Raw genomic sequence first — 17712 nt, forward strand, 5'->3', positions numbered from 1 at the left:
TGATCACCCGTGCGAAGGGTGAGTGGTTTAGAAACCAAATCGAGAGGATTCCCAACATGGCAGAAATCACTGCAGCCTTGGTCAAAGAACTGCGCGAGCGTACCGGTCAGGGCATGATGGAGTGCAAGAAGGCTCTGGTTGCCGCCGGTGGTGACATCGAGAAGGCCATCGACGATATGCGTGCTTCCGGCGCCATCAAGGCTGCCAAGAAGTCGGGCAACATCGCTGCCGAAGGTTCGATCGCCGTTCGTGTCGAGGGTGGCCGCGGTGTGATCATCGAAGTCAACTCGCAGACCGACTTCCTGGCTCTGCAGGACGACTTCAAGGCCTTCGTCAAGGAAAGCCTGGACGAGGCTTTCGAGCAGAAGCTGACCGAAGTGGCTCCGCTGATCGCTTCTCGCGAATCCGCTCGTGAGGCGCTGGTCGCCAAGTGCGGCGAAAACGTCAACATCCGTCGCCTGACTGCCGTTGAGGGTGATGTGGTGGGCGCCTACCTGCATGGCCATCGCATCGGTGTGCTGGTTACTCTGAAAGGCGGTGACGCCGAGCTGGCCAAGGACATCGCTATGCACGTAGCCGCCAGCAACCCCGCCGTTCTGAGCCCTGCCGACGTTTCCGAAGAGTTGGTTGCCAAGGAAAAGGAAATCTTCCTGCAGCTGAACGCCGACAAGATCGCCGGCAAGCCTGAGAACATCGTCGAGAACATGATCAAGGGTCGCATCAACAAGTTCCTGGCCGAAGCCAGCCTGGTTGAGCAGCCGTTCGTCAAGGATCCGGAAGTCAAAGTTGGCGATCTGGCCAAGAAAGCCGGTGCCGAAATCGTATCCTTCGTTCGTTACGAAGTGGGCGAGGGCATCGAGAAGGCCGAGGTCGACTTCGCTGCCGAAGTTGCCGCTCAGGTGGCTGCAACCAAGAAGTAAGGACTGCTAGCCGGTTCCCGAAGAGGCTGCCCGCTCACGCGTGCGGCCTCTTTGTCGAATGGGGCGGCCGAAATTTTTTCGTCACGTTATATTCGTCGCTTGGCACCAACCGCTGGTTGCGCTGTCAAAGCGCAGATATTTTTTGGCCGGGTTCGGCCAGTCTTAGTCACACCACGCCGCAGGAGATAGAACGCCAATGGCTCAGCAGATGAGTGCACGCAACCCACGCTATAAACGCATTCTGCTCAAATTAAGCGGCGAGGCCTTGATGGGTTCCGAAGACTTCGGAATCGATCCCAAGGTGCTTGATCGCATGGCTCTGGAAGTCGGGCAGCTGGTGGGCATTGGTGTCGAGGTCGGCCTGGTGATCGGTGGGGGTAATCTGTTCCGTGGCGCGGCGCTTTCCGCAGCGGGAATGGATCGGGTTACCGGTGATCATATGGGCATGCTCGCAACGGTCATGAATGCGCTGGCCATGCGTGATGCGCTCGAGCGTTCGAATATCCCGGCGCTGGTCATGTCTGCCATTTCCATGGTCGGTGTCACCGACCATTACGACCGCCGCAAGGCCATGCGTCATCTCAAGAGCGGCGAAGTGGTGATCTTCTCTGCCGGAACCGGTAATCCATTCTTCACCACTGATTCGGCGGCCTGCCTGCGCGCGATCGAAATCCAGGCGGATGTCGTGCTCAAGGCCACCAAGGTCGACGGCGTCTATACGGCTGATCCCTTCAAGGATCCGAACGCCGAGAAGTTTGCCGAGCTCACGTACGATGAAGTGCTCGATCGCAAGCTCGGGGTAATGGATCTGACCGCCATCTGCCTGTGCCGCGATCACAACATGCCGCTGCGTGTGTTCAACATGAACAAGCCCGGCGCCCTGCTCAATATTGTGCTGGGTGGCGCCGAAGGAACACTGATCGAGGAATCGAACGAATGATCAACGAGATCAAGCAAGACGCGCAGGAGCGCATGAAGAAAACCCTGGAATCGCTGGATCACGCCTTTGCCAAGATTCGTACCGGTAGGGCTCATCCCAGCATCCTCGATAGCGTCATGGTTTCCTATTACGGCGCTGATACGCCGTTGCGCCAGGTGGCCAACGTTGTGGCCGAGGATTCCCGCACGCTGGCACTTACCGTGTTCGACAAGAGCATGATCCAGGCCGTCGAAAAGGCCATCATGACCTCCGATCTGGGCCTCAATCCGGCTACCGCGGGTACCACGATCCGTGTGCCGATGCCGGCGCTGACCGAAGAGACGCGCAGGGGCTACACCAAGCAGGCGCGGGCCGAAGCCGAGAATGCTCGTGTTGCGGTTCGCAACATCCGTCGCGATGCCATCGCCCAGTTGAAAGATCTGGTCAAGGAGAAGGAAATCAGCGAGGACGAGGAACGCCGTGGCCAGGATGACGTCCAGAAGCTTACCGACAAGTACGTCGCGGAGATCGACAAGGCCCTGGAGGCCAAAGAAAGCGATCTGATGGCTGTTTGACTGCTATTGGATAGTTGCCGCCGTGGCCGCAGTCGACTTCGGTCGCTGTGGGCGGCGGCAGCGGTGCCTGGAAGCTGTTGCTGGCAGCTTTGTCTTTTGTTTGCAGCGTGTTCTAGCGCAAGTAGAGTTGTTCATGGAAAAGGTCAGGCAGATTGCCGGGCGGAAAATTCCCCGTCACGTAGCGATCATCATGGATGGCAACAACCGCTGGGCGAAGAGGCGCCTGCTGCCTGGTGTAGCCGGGCACAAGGCGGGCGTCGATGCTGTTCGAGCGGTGATCGAGGTCTGCGCCGATTCCGGTGTCGAGGTGCTGACACTGTTCGCCTTCTCCAGCGAGAACTGGCAGCGTCCGGCCGACGAGGTTGGCGCGCTGATGGAGCTGTTCCTTTCTGCCTTGCGTCGCGAGGCGCGCAAGCTTGACGAGAACGGCATTCGGCTTCGCATCATCGGTGACCGCACTCGTTTCCATCCAGAACTGCAGGCGGCAATGCTGGAAGTCGAGGAAATGACTGCAGCCAATCACCGCTTCGTGCTCCAGGTGGCCGCCAATTACGGTGGTCAGTGGGACATCCTGCAGGCGGCTCAGCATCTTGCCAGCGAGGCTCAGTCCGGGCGGCTGAACCCTGCCGAAATCACCCCGGCCTTGTTTCAAAGCTATCTGGCGACGGGGGACATGCCTTTGCCGGATCTTTGCATCCGAACCGGCGGCGAACGGCGCATCAGTAATTTTCTGTTGTGGCAGCTGGCTTACGCGGAGCTGTATTTCTCCGATCTTTACTGGCCGGACTTCAAGCACGTCGCCATGCGTAAGGCTCTCGCGGATTTCGCTACACGACAGCGGCGCTTTGGTAAGACCGGCGAACAGGTCGAAAGCGAGGTCAAGGTCGAATGCTGAAGCAGCGCATCATCACCGCAGCGATACTTCTGCCTGTTGCGATCATAGGTTTCTTTCTTCTCCAAGGGCTCGCCTTCGCGCTTTTCATCGGCCTCGTTGTGGTCTTGGGGGCGTGGGAGTGGGCCCGGCTGGCTGGTTTTGCCGGTCAGGGGTTACGGGTCGGATACGCGCTGCTGGTGGCACTGCTGCTTGGTGTGCTCTACCAGTTTCCATCGTTGGCGCCCTGGATGCTGGCCCTGGCTGTGCTCTGGTGGCTGGTCGCAACCTATCTGGTGCTGACCTATCCGGAGAGCAGTCGTCTATGGGGTGGCCGTGGCGGCAGCCTGCTGATCGGCCTAGCGGTGCTTTTGCCGTCCTGGCAGGGTCTTGTGGTGCTCAAGCAATGGCAACTGGGCAATTGGCTGATTCTGGCAGTGATGATTCTGGTATGGGTGGCGGATATCGGTGCCTATTTCTCCGGCAAAGCCTTCGGCAGGCGCAAGCTGGCGCCGAAGGTTAGTCCTGGCAAGAGCTGGGAGGGGCTGGTTGGCGGGCTGCTGACCAGCTTGCTCGTCACGCTCGGGGTCGGTGTGTATCGCGGTTGGACGGCTCGCGAACTGGTTCTAGCCCTGCTCGGTGCCGCACTTGTGGTATCGATATCGGTCATCGGTGATCTAACTGAGAGCATGTTCAAGCGCAGTGCCGGCATCAAGGACAGCAGCCAGCTGCTGCCGGGGCACGGCGGCGTGATGGATCGTATCGACAGCCTCACCGCTGCGATCCCGGTGTTCGCTGTGCTGTTGTGGCTAGCAGGTTGGGGCGCGCTGTGAATCGACCGTTACAGGTAACCGTTCTTGGCGCTACTGGTTCGATCGGTCTCAGCACGCTGGATGTTATTGCGCGTCACCCGGATCGTTACGCTGTCTTCGCACTCACCGGTTTCAGCCGTCTTGCCGAGCTGAGGGCGCTCTGTCTTGTCCATCGTCCGCGCTTCGCGGTGGCTGCTGACGAGGCCCAGGCCAGAGCTCTGCAGCAGCAGCTGCGCGAAGATGGTCTGACGACTCAGGTCATGAGTGGCGAGGGCGGTCTGAGCGAGGTCGCAGCACATCCCGAGACGGACGTGGTCATGGCCGCCATCGTGGGTGCTGCGGGCCTGAAGCCGACGCTGGCCGCAGTACAGTCCGGTAAGCGGGTGCTGCTCGCCAACAAGGAGGCGCTGGTGATGTCCGGTGCCCTGTTCATGCGGGCGTTGCGCGACAGTGGGGCCGTGCTGTTACCCATCGATAGCGAGCACAACGCGATCTTCCAGTGTCTGCCGTCCGCCTATTCCCAAGGGCTCGGTTCGGTTGGCGTACGACGTATCCTGCTGACTGCGTCCGGTGGGCCCTTCCGCGAGTTTGCGCCGGAGCGGCTTATCGATGTGACGCCGGAACAGGCTTGTGCCCACCCCAACTGGTCGATGGGGCGCAAAATATCGGTGGACTCGGCGAGCATGATGAACAAGGGACTCGAGTTGATCGAAGCCTGCTGGTTGTTCGACGCTCACCCGAATCAGGTCGAGGTAGTGATTCATCCGCAGAGTGTCATCCATTCCATGGTCGATTACGTCGATGGCTCGGTACTGGCGCAGCTGGGAAATCCCGATATGCGTACCCCGATCGCACATGCGCTTGCATGGCCGGAGCGGATCGAGTCCGGAGTCTCGGCATTGGACCTCCTGCAGATCGGTCGGCTCGACTTCCAGGCGCCGGACGATTCGCGGTTTCCTTGCCTGCAGCTGGCTCGTCAGTCCGCTGAAAACGGTGGTACCGCGCCCGCGATGCTGAATGCGGCGAACGAAGTGGCGGTCGAGGCGTTTCTCAATCGACGCATCCGTTTCACCGAGATCGCGAGTATCATCGACGACGTATTGAACCGTGAGGCGCCAGTGGCCGTAGGCTGCCTCGAAGATGTGTTGGCGGCTGACAGATGTGCACGGGAACGTGCTGGACAGTGGCTCGGCCGCAACGGGCGATAGGGGTCTGCTGGCCTGCGGCCGGCAGTGATATCAGCACCAGACCCACCCCCGGAGGATAGTTATGGGCGCGCTTTACATGATCATTGGTACCCTCGTGGCGCTCGGGGTGTTGGTCACTTTCCACGAGTTTGGGCATTTCTGGGTTGCGCGTCGTTGCGGTGTAAAGGTGCTGCGATTCTCCGTCGGCTTTGGCAGCCCGCTGTTCCGCTGGCATGACCGTCAGGGCACCGAGTTCGTCATCGCTGCGATACCCCTGGGGGGCTACGTCAAGATGCTGGACGAGCGCGAGGGGGACGTGCCGCCGGCGCTGCTCGACAGCGCGTTTAACCGAAAGAGCGTCCGTCAGCGGTTTGCCATCGTGTCCGCAGGTCCGCTCGCCAATTTCCTCCTGGCTCTGGTGTTCTTCTGGCTGCTGGCCATGCTTGGCAGCGAGCAGATTCGTCCAGTTATCGGCGCGGTCGAGCCGGGCAGTCTCGCTGCTCAGGCCGGGTTGTCCGCTGACCAGGAAATCGTTGCGGTCAACGGTAAGCCGGTTAGCGGTTGGGGTGAGGTCAATCTGCAGCTGGTGAGGCGCCTGGGGGAGAGTGGGCAGCTCGACGTTACGGTGCGTGATGTGGGCGGCTCCAGCGAGAGACATCTGCAGATTTCCCTGCAGAACTGGTTGAAGGGGGTCGAGGAGCCCGATCCCATCACCTCGCTCGGTATCAGGCCATGGCGGCCGCAGATTGCCCCGGTGATCGCGCAGCTGGACCCAGAGGGGCCGGCGCAGGCAGCGGGAATCCGTCTCGGTGATCGTCTGCTTAGCCTGAATCAGCAGCCTCTGGATGACTGGCAGCAGGTCATCGATGCAGTAAGGACTCTGCCTGGCGAGCCCGTTTCGTTGCAGGTCGAGCGGCAAGGGCAGCGCTTGGATGTATCGCTAACACTGGCCACCCGCGGCGAGGGCGAAGTGCAGCGCGGTTATCTTGGAGCTGGCGTCGAGGGAGGGGAGTGGCCAGCTGAAATGTTGCGCGAGGTCAGCTTCGGTCCGCTCGAAGCGGTGGCTGAAGGTGTCAGACGCACCTGGACCATGAGCCTGCTGACGCTCGATTCACTGAAGAAAATGCTGTTCGGGGAGCTGTCGGTAAAAAACTTGAGCGGCCCGATAACCATTGCTAAAGTGGCGGGCGCTTCTGCCCAGTCCGGTCTGGGGGATTTCCTCAATTTCCTCGCCTACCTGAGCATTAGTCTGGGGGTTCTCAATCTATTGCCTATCCCGGTGCTCGACGGCGGGCATCTGCTCTTCTATCTCGTTGAGTGGGTGCGTGGGCGTCCATTGTCGGAGCGGGTGCAGGGATGGGGAGTACAGATCGGCATCAGCCTGGTGGTTGGCGTGATGCTGCTTGCGTTGGTCAACGACCTTGGCCGTCTGTAACGCCGAATCCATAGTGTCGCCGTGCCCAATTGCCGGTTCATTCATCAGGTTTGAATAAGAAAGGACTTCATGAAACGTCTGCTGCTACCTGCGGTTATCTCCGCATTGATGATCGCCGAAGTTCACGCTGAGTCCTTCACTATCTCCGATATCCGCGTCAATGGTCTGCAACGGGTTTCTGCCGGCAGCGTCTTCGGTGCGCTACCGTTGAATGTGGGTGAGGCTGCAGACGACAGCCGCCTCGTTGAAGCGACCCGCGCGCTCTTTCGTACCGGCTTCTTTCAGGATATCCAGCTTGGTCGTGACGGCGACGTGCTGGTCATCAGCGTAGTCGAACGCCCATCTATTTCGGCGATCGAGATCGAGGGCAACAAGGCGATCAAGACCGAGGATCTGCTTTCTGGGCTGCAGCAGTCAGGGCTGGCCGAGGGCGAGATTTTCCAGCGTGCGACGCTCGAAGGTGTGCGCAACGAACTGCAGCGCCAATATGTCGCCCAGGGGCGTTATTCGGCCACCATCGAAACCGAAGTGGTTGCCCAGCCGCGCAATCGCGTCGCGCTGAAAATCAAGATCAATGAGGGCTCGGTCGCGGCCATCAAGCACATCAACGTTGTTGGCAACTCGGTGTTCCCGGACGAGGATCTGGTCGACCTGTTCGAGCTCAAGACCACCAACTGGCTTTCCTTCTTCCGCAACGACGACAAGTATGCCCGCGAGAAACTGTCCGGCGATCTGGAACGCTTGCGCTCCTATTACCTGGACCGTGGCTACATCAACATGGATATCACCTCGACCCAGGTATCCATCACGCCGGACAAGAAGCACGTCTATGTGACGGTCAATATCGACGAAGGTGAGCGTTATACGGTTCGCGACGTCAAGCTCAGTGGCGATCTCAAGGTTCCGCAGGAAGAGATCGAAGCGCTGTTGCTGGCAAAGGAAGGGCAGGTATTCTCCCGCAAGGTGATGACGTCCACTTCCGAACTGATCACGCGGCGGCTGGGTAACGAGGGCTATACCTTCGCCAACGTCAATGGCGTTCCGGACGCCCATGACGAAGACAATACCGTCTCGATCACCTTCGTGGTCGATCCGGGCAAGCGCGCGTACGTCAACCGCATCAACTTCCGTGGCAACACCAAAACCGAAGACGAAGTGCTGCGTCGCGAGATGCGCCAGATGGAAGGTGGCTGGGCGTCGACCTATCTGATCGATCAATCCAAGACGCGCCTCGAGCGCCTGGGGTTCTTCAAGGAGGTTAACGTCGAAACGCCGCAGGTGCCTGGTACCGACGACCAGATCGACGTGAACTACAGCGTCGAGGAGCAGCCGTCCGGCTCGATCATGGCCAGTATCGGCTTCGCGCAGAACGCCGGCCTGATCCTTGGTGGCTCGATCAGTCAGAACAACTTCCTCGGTACCGGTAACCGTGTTTCGGTGGGATTGACCCGCAGCGAGTACCAGTCGCGCTACAACTTCGGCTTCGTTGACCCCTACTGGACCGAAGACGGCGTCAGCCTGGGCTACAACGCTTTCTACCGCACCACCGATTACGATGAGCTGGACTACGACGTTTCCAGCTATTCGGTGGACAGCCTGGGCGGCGGTATCAATATCGGCTATCCGATCAGCGAGACATCGCGCCTGTCCTTCGGGCTTACATTGCAGCAGGATGATCTGGACACCGGTCGTTACACAGTGGACGAAATCTTCGATTTCATGGAGAAGGAAGGCGACAGCTTCCTCAACTTCAAGGCATCGGCCGGCTGGTCGGAATCGACCCTCAATCGCGGCGTGCTGGCCACACGTGGTCACTCGCAGAGCCTGGTTTTCGAAACGACCATCCCCGGAAGCGATCTGTCGTTCTATAAGCTCGACTACAACGGCCAGCTGTTCGTGCCGATGACCAAGGACTATACCCTGCGCATGCACACCCGCCTCGGGTATGGTGATGCCTATGGCTCGACCTCAAGCCTGCCGTTCTACGAGCATTATTACGCGGGTGGTTTCAATTCCGTCCGTGGTTTCGAAGATAGCAGTCTTGGTCCGCGCAGCACGCCAAGTCGCGGAGAGGCCGTTACTGGTAACGAAGGTACGCTTGCTGACCCGGATACCGACCCTTTGCCGTTCGGCGGTAACGTGCTGATTCAGGGTGGTCTTGAAGTGCTGTTCCCGATGCCGTTCGTCAAGGATCAGCGTTCGCTGCGGACGTCGGTCTTTTGGGATGTCGGTAATGTCTACAACACGAATTGTCCGTCTGGGTCGAAAGATTGCAGCGATATCGACTTTGGCGACATGGCCAGTTCGGTGGGTGTCGGGCTGACCTGGATAACCGCGATGGGTCCGCTGAGCTTCAGTCTGGCGATGCCGGTGGTCAAGCCGGACGAGGCCGACACCCAGGTATTCCAGTTCTCGCTGGGACAAACGTTCTAACATTGGGGCGCCATGCTTCAGTGCTTTCTTTCAGGAGTGGTGTTTACCGTGCGTAAGTTGACTCAACTGTTTCTCGTCGTTGCCGCGCTGGTAGCGACTCCCGCGTTTGCCGAAATGAAGATTGCCGTCATGAACTATCAGATGGCACTACTCGAGTCCGACGCGGCCAAGCGCTATGCGGTCGATGCTGAGAAGAAGTTCGGCCCCCAGCTGAGCAAGCTCAAGTCGCTCGAAAGCGATGCCAAGCGTATCCAGGACCGTCTGGTCAAGGATGGCGACAAGATGCAGCAGGCCGAGCGCGAACGTCTGGAACTCGAGTTCAAGCAGAAGGCTCGTGACTTCCAGTTCCAGTCCAAGGAGCTGAACGAGGCCAAGGCCGTGGCTGACCGCGACATGCTCAAGCAGCTCAAGCCGAAGCTGGACCAGGCTGTCGAAGAGGTGATCAAGAAGGGCAATTACGATCTCGTGTTCGAGCGCGGTGCCGTGGTGGATGTCAAACCGCAGTTCGATATCACCCGCCAGGTCATCGAGCGCATGAATCAGCTGCGCTGATATGGCTGGTGCAGTTTTCGCGCTCGGTCAGCTGGCCGAGGTGTTGGGTGGCAGTCTGCGCGGCGACGCTGCGCAGGTCATCGATGGCTTGGCGACGCTGCAGGAGGCGGGGCCAACGCAGCTGAGCTTCCTCGCCAATGCCCAGTACCGCAAGTATCTGTCGACCAGCCGCGCCGCGGCGGTATTGCTGTCAGCTGAGGATGCCGGGAATTTCGGTGGTTCGGCGATCGTCGTCAGTGACCCCTATCTTGCCTACGCACGTGCTTCCCATCTGTTCGAGACGCGTCCGGCTGTCCGCGCTGGGATCCATCCCACGGCAATAGTGGCCGATGATGCAGATGTCGATGCGTCTGCCAGCGTCGGCGCTTATGTGGTGATCGAATCCGGCGCGGTCATCGAAAAGGATGTGGTGATCGGTGCGCAGTCTTTCATCGGCGCACGCAGCCGCATTGGCGAGGGTGGACGCCTTGCGCCGCGGGTCACGCTGTACCACGACGTTCTGATCGGCAAGCGTGTCGTCATTCAATCGGGTGCGGTGATCGGTGGCGAGGGGTTCGGTTTCGCCAAGGAGAAAGGTGCCTGGCAGAAGATCGCTCAGATCGGCGGCGTGCGTATTGGGGATGACGTCGAGATCGGTTCCAACACCACGATCGACCGCGGTGCGCTCTCCGATACCCTGATTGGCAACGGCGTAAAGCTCGACAACCAGATCATGATCGCGCACAACGTGCAGGTTGGTGATAACACCGCCATGGCGGGTTGCGCGGGGATTTCAGGCAGCACCAAGATCGGGCGCAACTGCATGATCGCCGGTGGCGTCGGCATGGTCGGCCACATCGAGGTTTGCGACAACGTGTTCGTCACCGGTATGACGATGGTCACTCGTTCAATCACCGAGCCCGGCAGCTATTCATCGGGCACTGCGATGCAGAGCGCGGCCGATTGGAGAAAGAGTGCCGCGCGTATTCGTCAGCTGGACGACATGGCTCGCCGGCTGCAGCAGCTGGAGAAAAGCCTGGCAGCCGTGACTCAGGATCTGAATCCGACTTCTGATGCCTGAGCTTACCGTCTGATCCGGTTTTTTTCGGGGTGCTGTCTGTGAATGCTGGCGCGAGCTTTCGGCGCAGGCGGCCCTTTACTTTCTTACAGGCGCTTTCCTGACATGATGGACATCAACGAGATTCGCGAATATTTGCCTCACCGTTACCCCTTCCTGCTGGTGGACCGGGTGACGGAGATGGATATCGAGGCCAAGCGCGTTCGCGCCTACAAGAACGTCACCATCAACGAGCCGTTCTTCAACGGTCACTTCCCGCAACATCCGATCATGCCGGGCGTGCTGATCATCGAGGCGATGGCCCAGGCGGCTGGCTTGTTGGGGTTCAAGATGATGGGCGTCAAGCCATCCGATGGCACGCTTTACTATTTCGTCGGTTCTGACAAGCTGCGTTTCCGCCAGCCGGTTCGTCCAGGTGACCAACTGGTGCTCGAGGCGGCCTTCCTGAGCAACAAGCGCGGCATCTGGAAGTTCGATTGTCGCGCTACCGTCGATGGCAAGCCGGTCTGCTCGGCTGAAATCATCTGCGCGGAACAGGAAATATGAGTTTGATCGACCCTCGCGCCATTATCGATCCAGCGGCTCGGCTGGCGGATGACGTCCAGGTAGGGCCCTGGTCGATCATCGGCCCGGATGTCGAAATTGGCGAGGGTACGGTGATCGCGTCGCACGTGGTCATCAAGGGACCGACCCGCATCGGTCGCAACAATCGCATCTATCAGTTCTCCTCGGTCGGCGAAGACACTCCTGATCTCAAATACAAGGGCGAACCGACGCGGTTGGTGATCGGGGATAACAACGTGATTCGCGAGGGTGTCACCATCCATCGCGGCACCGTGCAGGATCGTTCCGAAACCACCATCGGTGATCACAACCTGATCATGGCCTATGCGCACATCGGCCACGACAGCGTCATCGCCAATCACTGCATCCTGGTCAACAACACCGCGCTGGCCGGGCACGTGCACGTCGGGGATTGGGCGATTCTTTCCGGCTACACCCTGGTACATCAGTTCTGCCATATCGGTGCGCACAGCTTTTCCGGCATGGGGACGGCGATTGGCAAGGATGTGCCGGCATTCGTCACCGTGTTCGGAAATCCGGCCGAGGCGCGCAGCATGAACTTCGAGGGCATGCGTCGTCGTGGCTTCAGTGCCGAAGCCGTGCATGCCTTGCGCAATGCGTACAAAGTCGTCTACCGCAAAGGCTTGACGGTCGAGGCAGCGCTCAGCGAACTGGCCGAGAGTGCAGCGGCATTCCCCGAGGTCGCGATCTTTCGCGACTCGATCCAGGCTTCGACTCGTGGCATCACTCGCTGAAATGAGCAGACCGCTCAGGGTCGCGCTGGTTGCAGGGGAGTCCTCAGGTGACATTCTCGGCGCGGGTCTGATGCAGGCGCTGAAGGCGCAACATGCCGATGTCGAGTTCATCGGCGTAGGTGGTCCGCGCATGCAGGCTGAAGGGCTGCAGTCCTACTTTCCGCTGGAACGGCTGGCGGTGATGGGGCTCGTCGAAGTGCTTGGCCGATTGCCGGAACTCCTTGCGCGCCGCAAGCGCCTGGTGAGCACTTTGATCGCGCAGCGGCCAGATGTATTCATCGGCATCGACGCCCCGGATTTCAATCTGGGGCTCGAGCTCAAGCTGCGTCGAGCCGGGATCAAGACGGTCCACTACGTCAGCCCGTCGGTCTGGGCATGGCGGCAGAAGCGAGTGTTGAAGATCCGCGAAGCCTGCGATCTGATGCTGACGCTGTTCCCCTTCGAAGCCAGGTTTTACGACGAGCATCAGGTGCCGGTGCGCTTCGTCGGTCATCCGTTGGCCGATACCATTCCGCTTTGTGCCGACCGCGCAGCCGCACGGGAGGCGCTCGGTTTGCCGCAGCAGGGCATGATCGTCGCGCTGATGCCGGGCAGCCGCGGTGGTGAGGTATCTCGCCTGGGCGAACTGTTCCTTGGCGCTGCCGAGCGGTTGCGTGCCATGCGTCCCGGCATTCGTTTCGTCATGCCCTGCGCCAGCCCGGAGCGCCGGCTGCAGTTGGAACAGATGCTGGTCGCCCGCGACTTGCCGCTGACGCTGCTTGACGGCCGATCCCACGAGGCGCTGGCCGCCTGCAACGCGGTGCTGATCGCCTCCGGTACCGCCACGCTCGAGGCGTTGCTGTTCAAGCGGCCCATGGTGGTGGCCTATAGCGTGGCGCCGATGACCTATCGCATCTTGCGCCGATTGGTGAAAAGCCCTTACGTCGCATTGCCCAATCTACTGGCGCAGCGCCTGCTGGTGCCGGAGCTGCTGCAGGATGCGGCGACACCGGAGGCGCTGGCCCAGGCGTTGTCGCCCTTGCTGGATGATGGCGAAGTGCAGACGGAGGGATTCGACAGCATCCATCGAACGCTGCGCTGTGACGCCTCGGGTCACGCCGCCGATGCGGTTCTGCGGTTGGTGGGAGCACGCTGATGCAGTTCGGGCTCGATTTCAATCTCGTGGAAGAGCTGGTTGCCGGTGTCGACGAGGTGGGCCGTGGGCCGCTGTGTGGTCCTGTGGTGACGGCGGCCGTGATCCTCGATCCGGCACGGCCGATCGAAGGGCTGAACGACTCGAAGAAGCTGACCGAGGCTCGCCGAGAGGCCTTGTTCGATGAAATCCGGGAGAAGGCGGTCGCCTGGTGCATCGCCCGTGCCGAGGTAGAGGAGATCGACCAGCTCAATATCCTGCATGCCACCATGCTGGCCATGCAGCGCGCGGTCGAAGGACTGAGCGTCACACCGCGGCTGGCGCTGATCGACGGCAATCGCTGCCCTAAGCTGGCCGTGCCCAGCGCGCCGGTGATCCAGGGTGACGCACAGGTTCCGGCCATCGCGGCCGCGTCCATCATGGCCAAGGTTAGCCGCGACCGCGAAATGCAGGCGCTGGATCTGTGCTATCCGGGCTATGGTCTGGCCGGCCACAAGGGCTACCCGACGCCGAGCCACCTCGAGGCGCTGCGTCGTCTCGGGCCAACGCCAATTCACCGTCGCTCGTTTGCGCCCGTCCGCGCGATGCTTGAGCAGGTGAGCATAGAGGTAGAGGTTCCGACCAGCGTCCTGCTGGTCTAGCGCCAGTGTTTGCGGCGTTCGGCTGAGCCTTCGCTCGCCTGCCGCGCCCTCCTGCTACCACTTGCCATGTCTCTGGCTGTCGCCGCGTTCGCCAGCGGCCGAATGCTTTCCGGTACAATCCCGCGCTTGTCGTTCTGCCAGCTCAAGGTCTGTTCATGCCTGTTTCATTCGTCCATCTCCGTCTGCATACCGAGTACTCGCTGGTCGATGGCCTGGTACGGGTCAAGCCGCTGATCAAGGCGGTGGCGGCGGGCGGAATGCCGGCGGTGGCGGTGACCGACATGAGCAACATGTGCTCGCTGGTGAAGTTCTACAAGACGGCGCAGGGCGCCGGAATCAAACCGATCTGTGGCGCCGATATCTGGCTGGCCGGCTGTGACGAGGACGGCCCGCTCAGCCGCCTGACGCTGCTGGCGATGAACCCCAAGGGGTATCGCAATCTGACCGAGCTGATTTCCCGCGGCTGGAGCGACGGCCAGCGCAACGATCTGGTCATCATCGAGCGCGAGTGGGTGAAGGAAGCTGCCGAAGGCCTGATCGCGCTGTCCGGTGCCAAGGAGGGAGAAATCGGTCAGGCACTGCTCAATGGCGATGATGCGCTGGCGGCAGCGCGTCTCGCCGAATGGCGTGAGGTGTTCGCCGATCGCTTCTACCTGGAAGTGCAGCGCACCAATCGGGTCAATGACGAAGAACATTTGCATGCCGCCGTGGCGCTGGCCGAGCGCAGCGGCACGCCGCTGGTGGCGACCAACGATGTGCGCTTTCTCAAGCAGGATGACTTCGAGGCGCACGAGACCCGCGTCTGCATCGGTGAAGGCCGCACCCTGGATGATCCGCGTCGCCCGCGTACCTATTCCGATCAACAGTATCTGAAGACGCCTGAGGAGATGGCCGAGCTGTTCGCCGACCTGCCCGAGGCGCTGGAAAACACCGTCGAGATCGCCAAACGCTGCAACATCGAGGTGCAGCTGGGTACCTACTTCCTGCCGAACTTCCCGGTACCCGAAGGCATGACCATCGACGATTACCTGCGTCAGGTCTCGTTCGAGGGCCTGGAGGAGCGGCTGGAAGTCCTGCTGCCCAAGGACACGCCGGACTACGAGGCGAAGAAGCAGGTCTATATCGACCGCCTCGAGTTCGAGCTGGGCACCATCATTCAGATGGGCTTTCCCGGCTACTTCCTGATCGTTATGGACTTCATCAAGTGGGCCAAGAACAACGGCGTGCCGGTCGGCCCGGGCCGCGGTTCGGGTGCCGGCTCGCTGGTGGCCTACGTGCTGAAGATCACCGACCTCGATCCGTTGGCCTACGACTTGCTGTTCGAGCGCTTCCTCAACCCCGAACGTATTTCCATGCCCGACTTCGACGTCGACTTCTGCATGGACGGGCGCGACCGGGTCATCGATTACGTGGCCGAGGCGTACGGGCGCAATGCGGTGAGCCAGATCATCACCTTCGGCACCATGGCGGCCAAGGCGGTGGTGCGTGACGTGGCGCGGGTCCAGGGCAAGTCCTATGGCCTGGCCGACCGTCTGTCGAAGATGATTCCCTTCGAAGTCGGCATGACGCTGGAAAAGGCCTACGAGATGGAGGAGCCGCTGCGCGACTTCCTCGCCGTCGACGAGGACGCCCGCGAAATCTGGGATATGGCGCTCAAGCTCGAAGGCATCACCCGCGGTACCGGCAAGCACGCCGGTGGTGTGGTGATCGCGCCGACCAAGCTCACCGACTTCGCACCGATCGCCTGTGACGAGGAAGGCGGCGGCCTGGTGACCCAGTTCGACAAGGACGACGTCGAGCAGGCCGGCCTGGTGAAGTTCGACTTCCTCGGCCTGCGCACGCTGACCATCATCAAGTGGGCGCTGGAAACCATCAACCGCGAGCAGTCCAAGAACGGCCTGGAGCCGGTCAACATCGACTTCATTCCGCTGGACGACAAGCCGACCTACCAGCTGCTGCAGAAGGCCGAGACCACAGCGGTGTTCCAGCTCGAATCGCGCGGCATGAAGGAGCTGATCAAGAAGCTCAAGCCGGACTGCCTGGAAGATCTCATCGCACTGGTGGCCCTGTTCCGCCCCGGCCCGTTGCAGTCGGGCATGGTGGATGACTTCATCAACCGCAAGCATGGGCGTGCCGAAGTCTCATATCCGCACCCGGACTACCAGTACGCGGGGCTGGAGCCGGTGCTCAAGCCCACCTACGGCATCATCCTGTACCAGGAACAGGTGATGCAGATCGCCCAGGTGATGGCCGGCTACACCCTCGGTGGCGCCGACATGTTGCGCCGCGCCATGGGTAAGAAGAAGCCCGAGGAGATGGCCAAGCAGCGCGGCGGCTTCATCGAAGGTTGCGCCAACAATGGGATCGATGCGGACCTGGCGGGCAACATCTTCGACCTGGTGGAAAAGTTCGCCGGCTACGGCTTCAACAAATCGCACTCGGCCGCCTACGGCCTGGTGTCCTACCAGACGGCATGGCTCAAGGCACATCACCCGTCGCCGTTCATGGCAGCCGTGCTCTCGGCGGATATGCACAACACCGACAAGGTGGTGATCCTCATCGAGGAATGCCGCAGCATGAAGCTGCGCATCGATCCGCCCGACGTTAACGTCTCCGAGTTCAAGTTCACCGTCAATGACGACGGCCGCATCGTCTATGGCCTGGGCGCGGTCAAGGGTGTGGGCGAGGGGCCTGTCGAGGCCATCGCCGAATGCCGCGCCGCGGGCGGCCCGTTCAAGGATCTGTTCGATTTCTGCGCGCGCATCGACCTCAAACGCATCAACAAGCGCACCCTGGAAGCACTGATCCGCTCCGGTGCGCTGGATCGCCTCGGACCGTATTTCTTCGAGGAGGCCAAGGCCTACCAGGCCAACATCGACCGCAACCGCGCAGTGCTGCTGGCGGCGATGGAAGAGGCGGTACAGGCCGCCGAACAGACCGCACGCAGCGCCGAGAGCGGCCACATGGATCTGTTCGGCGGCCTGTTCGCCGAGCCGGAGGCCGACGTCTACGCCAATCACCGAAAGGCGCGCGAGCTTTCGCTGAAGGAGCGTCTGAAAGGCGAAAAGGACACCCTCGGTCTCTATCTCACCGGCCACCCGATCGATGAATACGAGGGGGAAGTGCGTCGTTTCGCTCGTCAGCGCATCGTCGACCTGCGCCCGGCGCGCGGAGAACAGACCATTGCCGGCCTCATCGTCAACCTGCGGGTCATGAAGAACAAGAAAGGCGACAAGATGGGCTTCATCACCCTGGATGACCGCTCGGGGCGTATCGAGGCTTCGCTGTTCGCCGAGGCGTTCAACACGGCGCAGGCCTTGCTGCAGACCGATGCCCTGGTGGTGGTCGAAGGCGAGGTGAGCAACGACGACTTTTCCGGCGGCCTGCGCCTGCGCGCCAAGCGTGTGATGAGTCTGGAGGAAGCGCGTACCGGGCTGGCCGAGAGTCTGCGGGTCAAGGTCGCCGGCGAGGCGCTCAAGGGCGAACGCATGCGCTGGCTGGCCGAGGTTTGCGGCCGCCATCGCGGTGCCTGCCCGATCACGCTGGAGTACACCGGTCGCGATGCGCGGGCGCTGCTGCAGTTCGGCGAGGACTGGCGAATCGATCCGGCGGACAACTTGATTCAGGCATTGCGTGACCAGTTCGGACGCGACAACGTCTTCCTGCAATACCGATAGAGGGCCAGGCCCGGAAAGTTCATCGACATGTGCTTTCCGAGTCGGGCCTGAACGGCCCGGTGCTGACCGGGTCATGGTTTCAGAACAATTTTTGTTCGACCTGAATGCGCCGCTCCCGTAAGGTAAGGCGCAAAAAACGGAACAGCCTCCCGGCCGCCTGGCCGTCGACGCATGACGGATGC

15 protein-coding genes are annotated in these 17712 nt (G+C 61.0%); all 15 read left to right on the forward strand.

The window, feature by feature from the left end; all coding sequences use genetic code 11:
* Positions 1 to 56: 56 nt before the first annotated feature.
* The 15 genes from tsf (at position 57) to dnaE (ending at position 17530) form a co-directional block, all read left to right on the forward strand.
* Positions 57 to 920, forward strand: a complete 864-nt coding sequence (gene tsf, locus NAO55_RS10700; protein WP_102840846.1) for a translation elongation factor Ts — start codon at positions 57 to 59, stop codon at positions 918 to 920.
* 196 nt (positions 921 to 1116) lie between these two features.
* The gene (gene pyrH / locus NAO55_RS10705) at positions 1117 to 1860 is read left to right on the forward strand and encodes a UMP kinase (protein ID WP_102840847.1); all 744 of its coding nucleotides are present in this window, start codon (positions 1117 to 1119) and stop codon (positions 1858 to 1860) included.
* Positions 1857 to 2414: a ribosome recycling factor gene (gene frr / locus NAO55_RS10710; protein WP_063543781.1), complete on the forward strand. Its 558-nt coding sequence runs from the start codon at positions 1857 to 1859 to the stop codon at positions 2412 to 2414. The genes pyrH and frr overlap by 4 nt, the downstream gene beginning before the upstream one ends.
* 133 nt (positions 2415 to 2547) lie before the next feature.
* Positions 2548 to 3309, forward strand: coding sequence for a polyprenyl diphosphate synthase (uppS, locus tag NAO55_RS10715; protein WP_102840848.1), 762 nt, complete (start codon positions 2548 to 2550; stop codon positions 3307 to 3309).
* Complete coding sequence (locus NAO55_RS10720) at positions 3303 to 4118, forward strand: phosphatidate cytidylyltransferase (RefSeq protein WP_102840849.1); 816 nt, start codon at positions 3303 to 3305, stop codon at positions 4116 to 4118. Before uppS ends, NAO55_RS10720 begins: the two co-directional genes overlap by 7 nt.
* Entirely contained in the window at positions 4115 to 5305 is a 1191-nt protein-coding gene (gene ispC / locus NAO55_RS10725; RefSeq protein WP_102840850.1) for a 1-deoxy-D-xylulose-5-phosphate reductoisomerase, read from the forward strand. Before NAO55_RS10720 ends, ispC begins: the two co-directional genes overlap by 4 nt.
* 61 nt (positions 5306 to 5366) lie before the next feature.
* A complete protein-coding gene (rseP, locus tag NAO55_RS10730) occupies positions 5367 to 6719 on the forward strand; it encodes an RIP metalloprotease RseP (RefSeq protein WP_102840851.1) in 1353 nt (450 codons plus the stop codon).
* A gap of 69 nt (positions 6720 to 6788) precedes the next feature.
* The gene (gene bamA / locus NAO55_RS10735) at positions 6789 to 9152 is read left to right on the forward strand and encodes an outer membrane protein assembly factor BamA (RefSeq protein WP_102840852.1); all 2364 of its coding nucleotides are present in this window, start codon (positions 6789 to 6791) and stop codon (positions 9150 to 9152) included.
* Positions 9153 to 9200: 48 nt separating this feature from the next.
* A complete protein-coding gene (locus tag NAO55_RS10740) occupies positions 9201 to 9704 on the forward strand; it encodes an OmpH/Skp family outer membrane protein (protein ID WP_063544005.1) in 504 nt (167 codons plus the stop codon).
* A 1-nt stretch (position 9705) separates the two neighbouring features.
* The gene (gene lpxD / locus NAO55_RS10745) at positions 9706 to 10764 is read left to right on the forward strand and encodes a UDP-3-O-(3-hydroxymyristoyl)glucosamine N-acyltransferase (protein ID WP_102840853.1); all 1059 of its coding nucleotides are present in this window, start codon (positions 9706 to 9708) and stop codon (positions 10762 to 10764) included.
* A gap of 102 nt (positions 10765 to 10866) precedes the next feature.
* Positions 10867 to 11307, forward strand: a complete 441-nt coding sequence (gene fabZ, locus NAO55_RS10750; RefSeq protein WP_063543795.1) for a 3-hydroxyacyl-ACP dehydratase FabZ — start codon at positions 10867 to 10869, stop codon at positions 11305 to 11307.
* Positions 11304 to 12080: an acyl-ACP--UDP-N-acetylglucosamine O-acyltransferase gene (lpxA, locus tag NAO55_RS10755; RefSeq protein ID WP_063543797.1), complete on the forward strand. Its 777-nt coding sequence runs from the start codon at positions 11304 to 11306 to the stop codon at positions 12078 to 12080. Before fabZ ends, lpxA begins: the two co-directional genes overlap by 4 nt.
* Before the next feature lies 1 nt (position 12081).
* Complete coding sequence (lpxB, locus tag NAO55_RS10760) at positions 12082 to 13215, forward strand: lipid-A-disaccharide synthase (RefSeq protein ID WP_102840854.1); 1134 nt, start codon at positions 12082 to 12084, stop codon at positions 13213 to 13215.
* Positions 13215 to 13853, forward strand: coding sequence for a ribonuclease HII (gene rnhB, locus NAO55_RS10765; protein ID WP_102840855.1), 639 nt, complete (start codon positions 13215 to 13217; stop codon positions 13851 to 13853). The genes lpxB and rnhB overlap by 1 nt, the downstream gene beginning before the upstream one ends.
* 155 nt (positions 13854 to 14008) lie before the next feature.
* Entirely contained in the window at positions 14009 to 17530 is a 3522-nt protein-coding gene (dnaE, locus tag NAO55_RS10770) for a DNA polymerase III subunit alpha (RefSeq protein ID WP_102840856.1), read from the forward strand.
* The last annotated feature ends 182 nt before the right edge of the window (positions 17531 to 17712 follow it).

The sequence above is a fragment of the Stutzerimonas frequens genome (assembly GCF_024448335.1).
GTDB classification, from domain to species: domain Bacteria; phylum Pseudomonadota; class Gammaproteobacteria; order Pseudomonadales; family Pseudomonadaceae; genus Stutzerimonas; species Stutzerimonas frequens.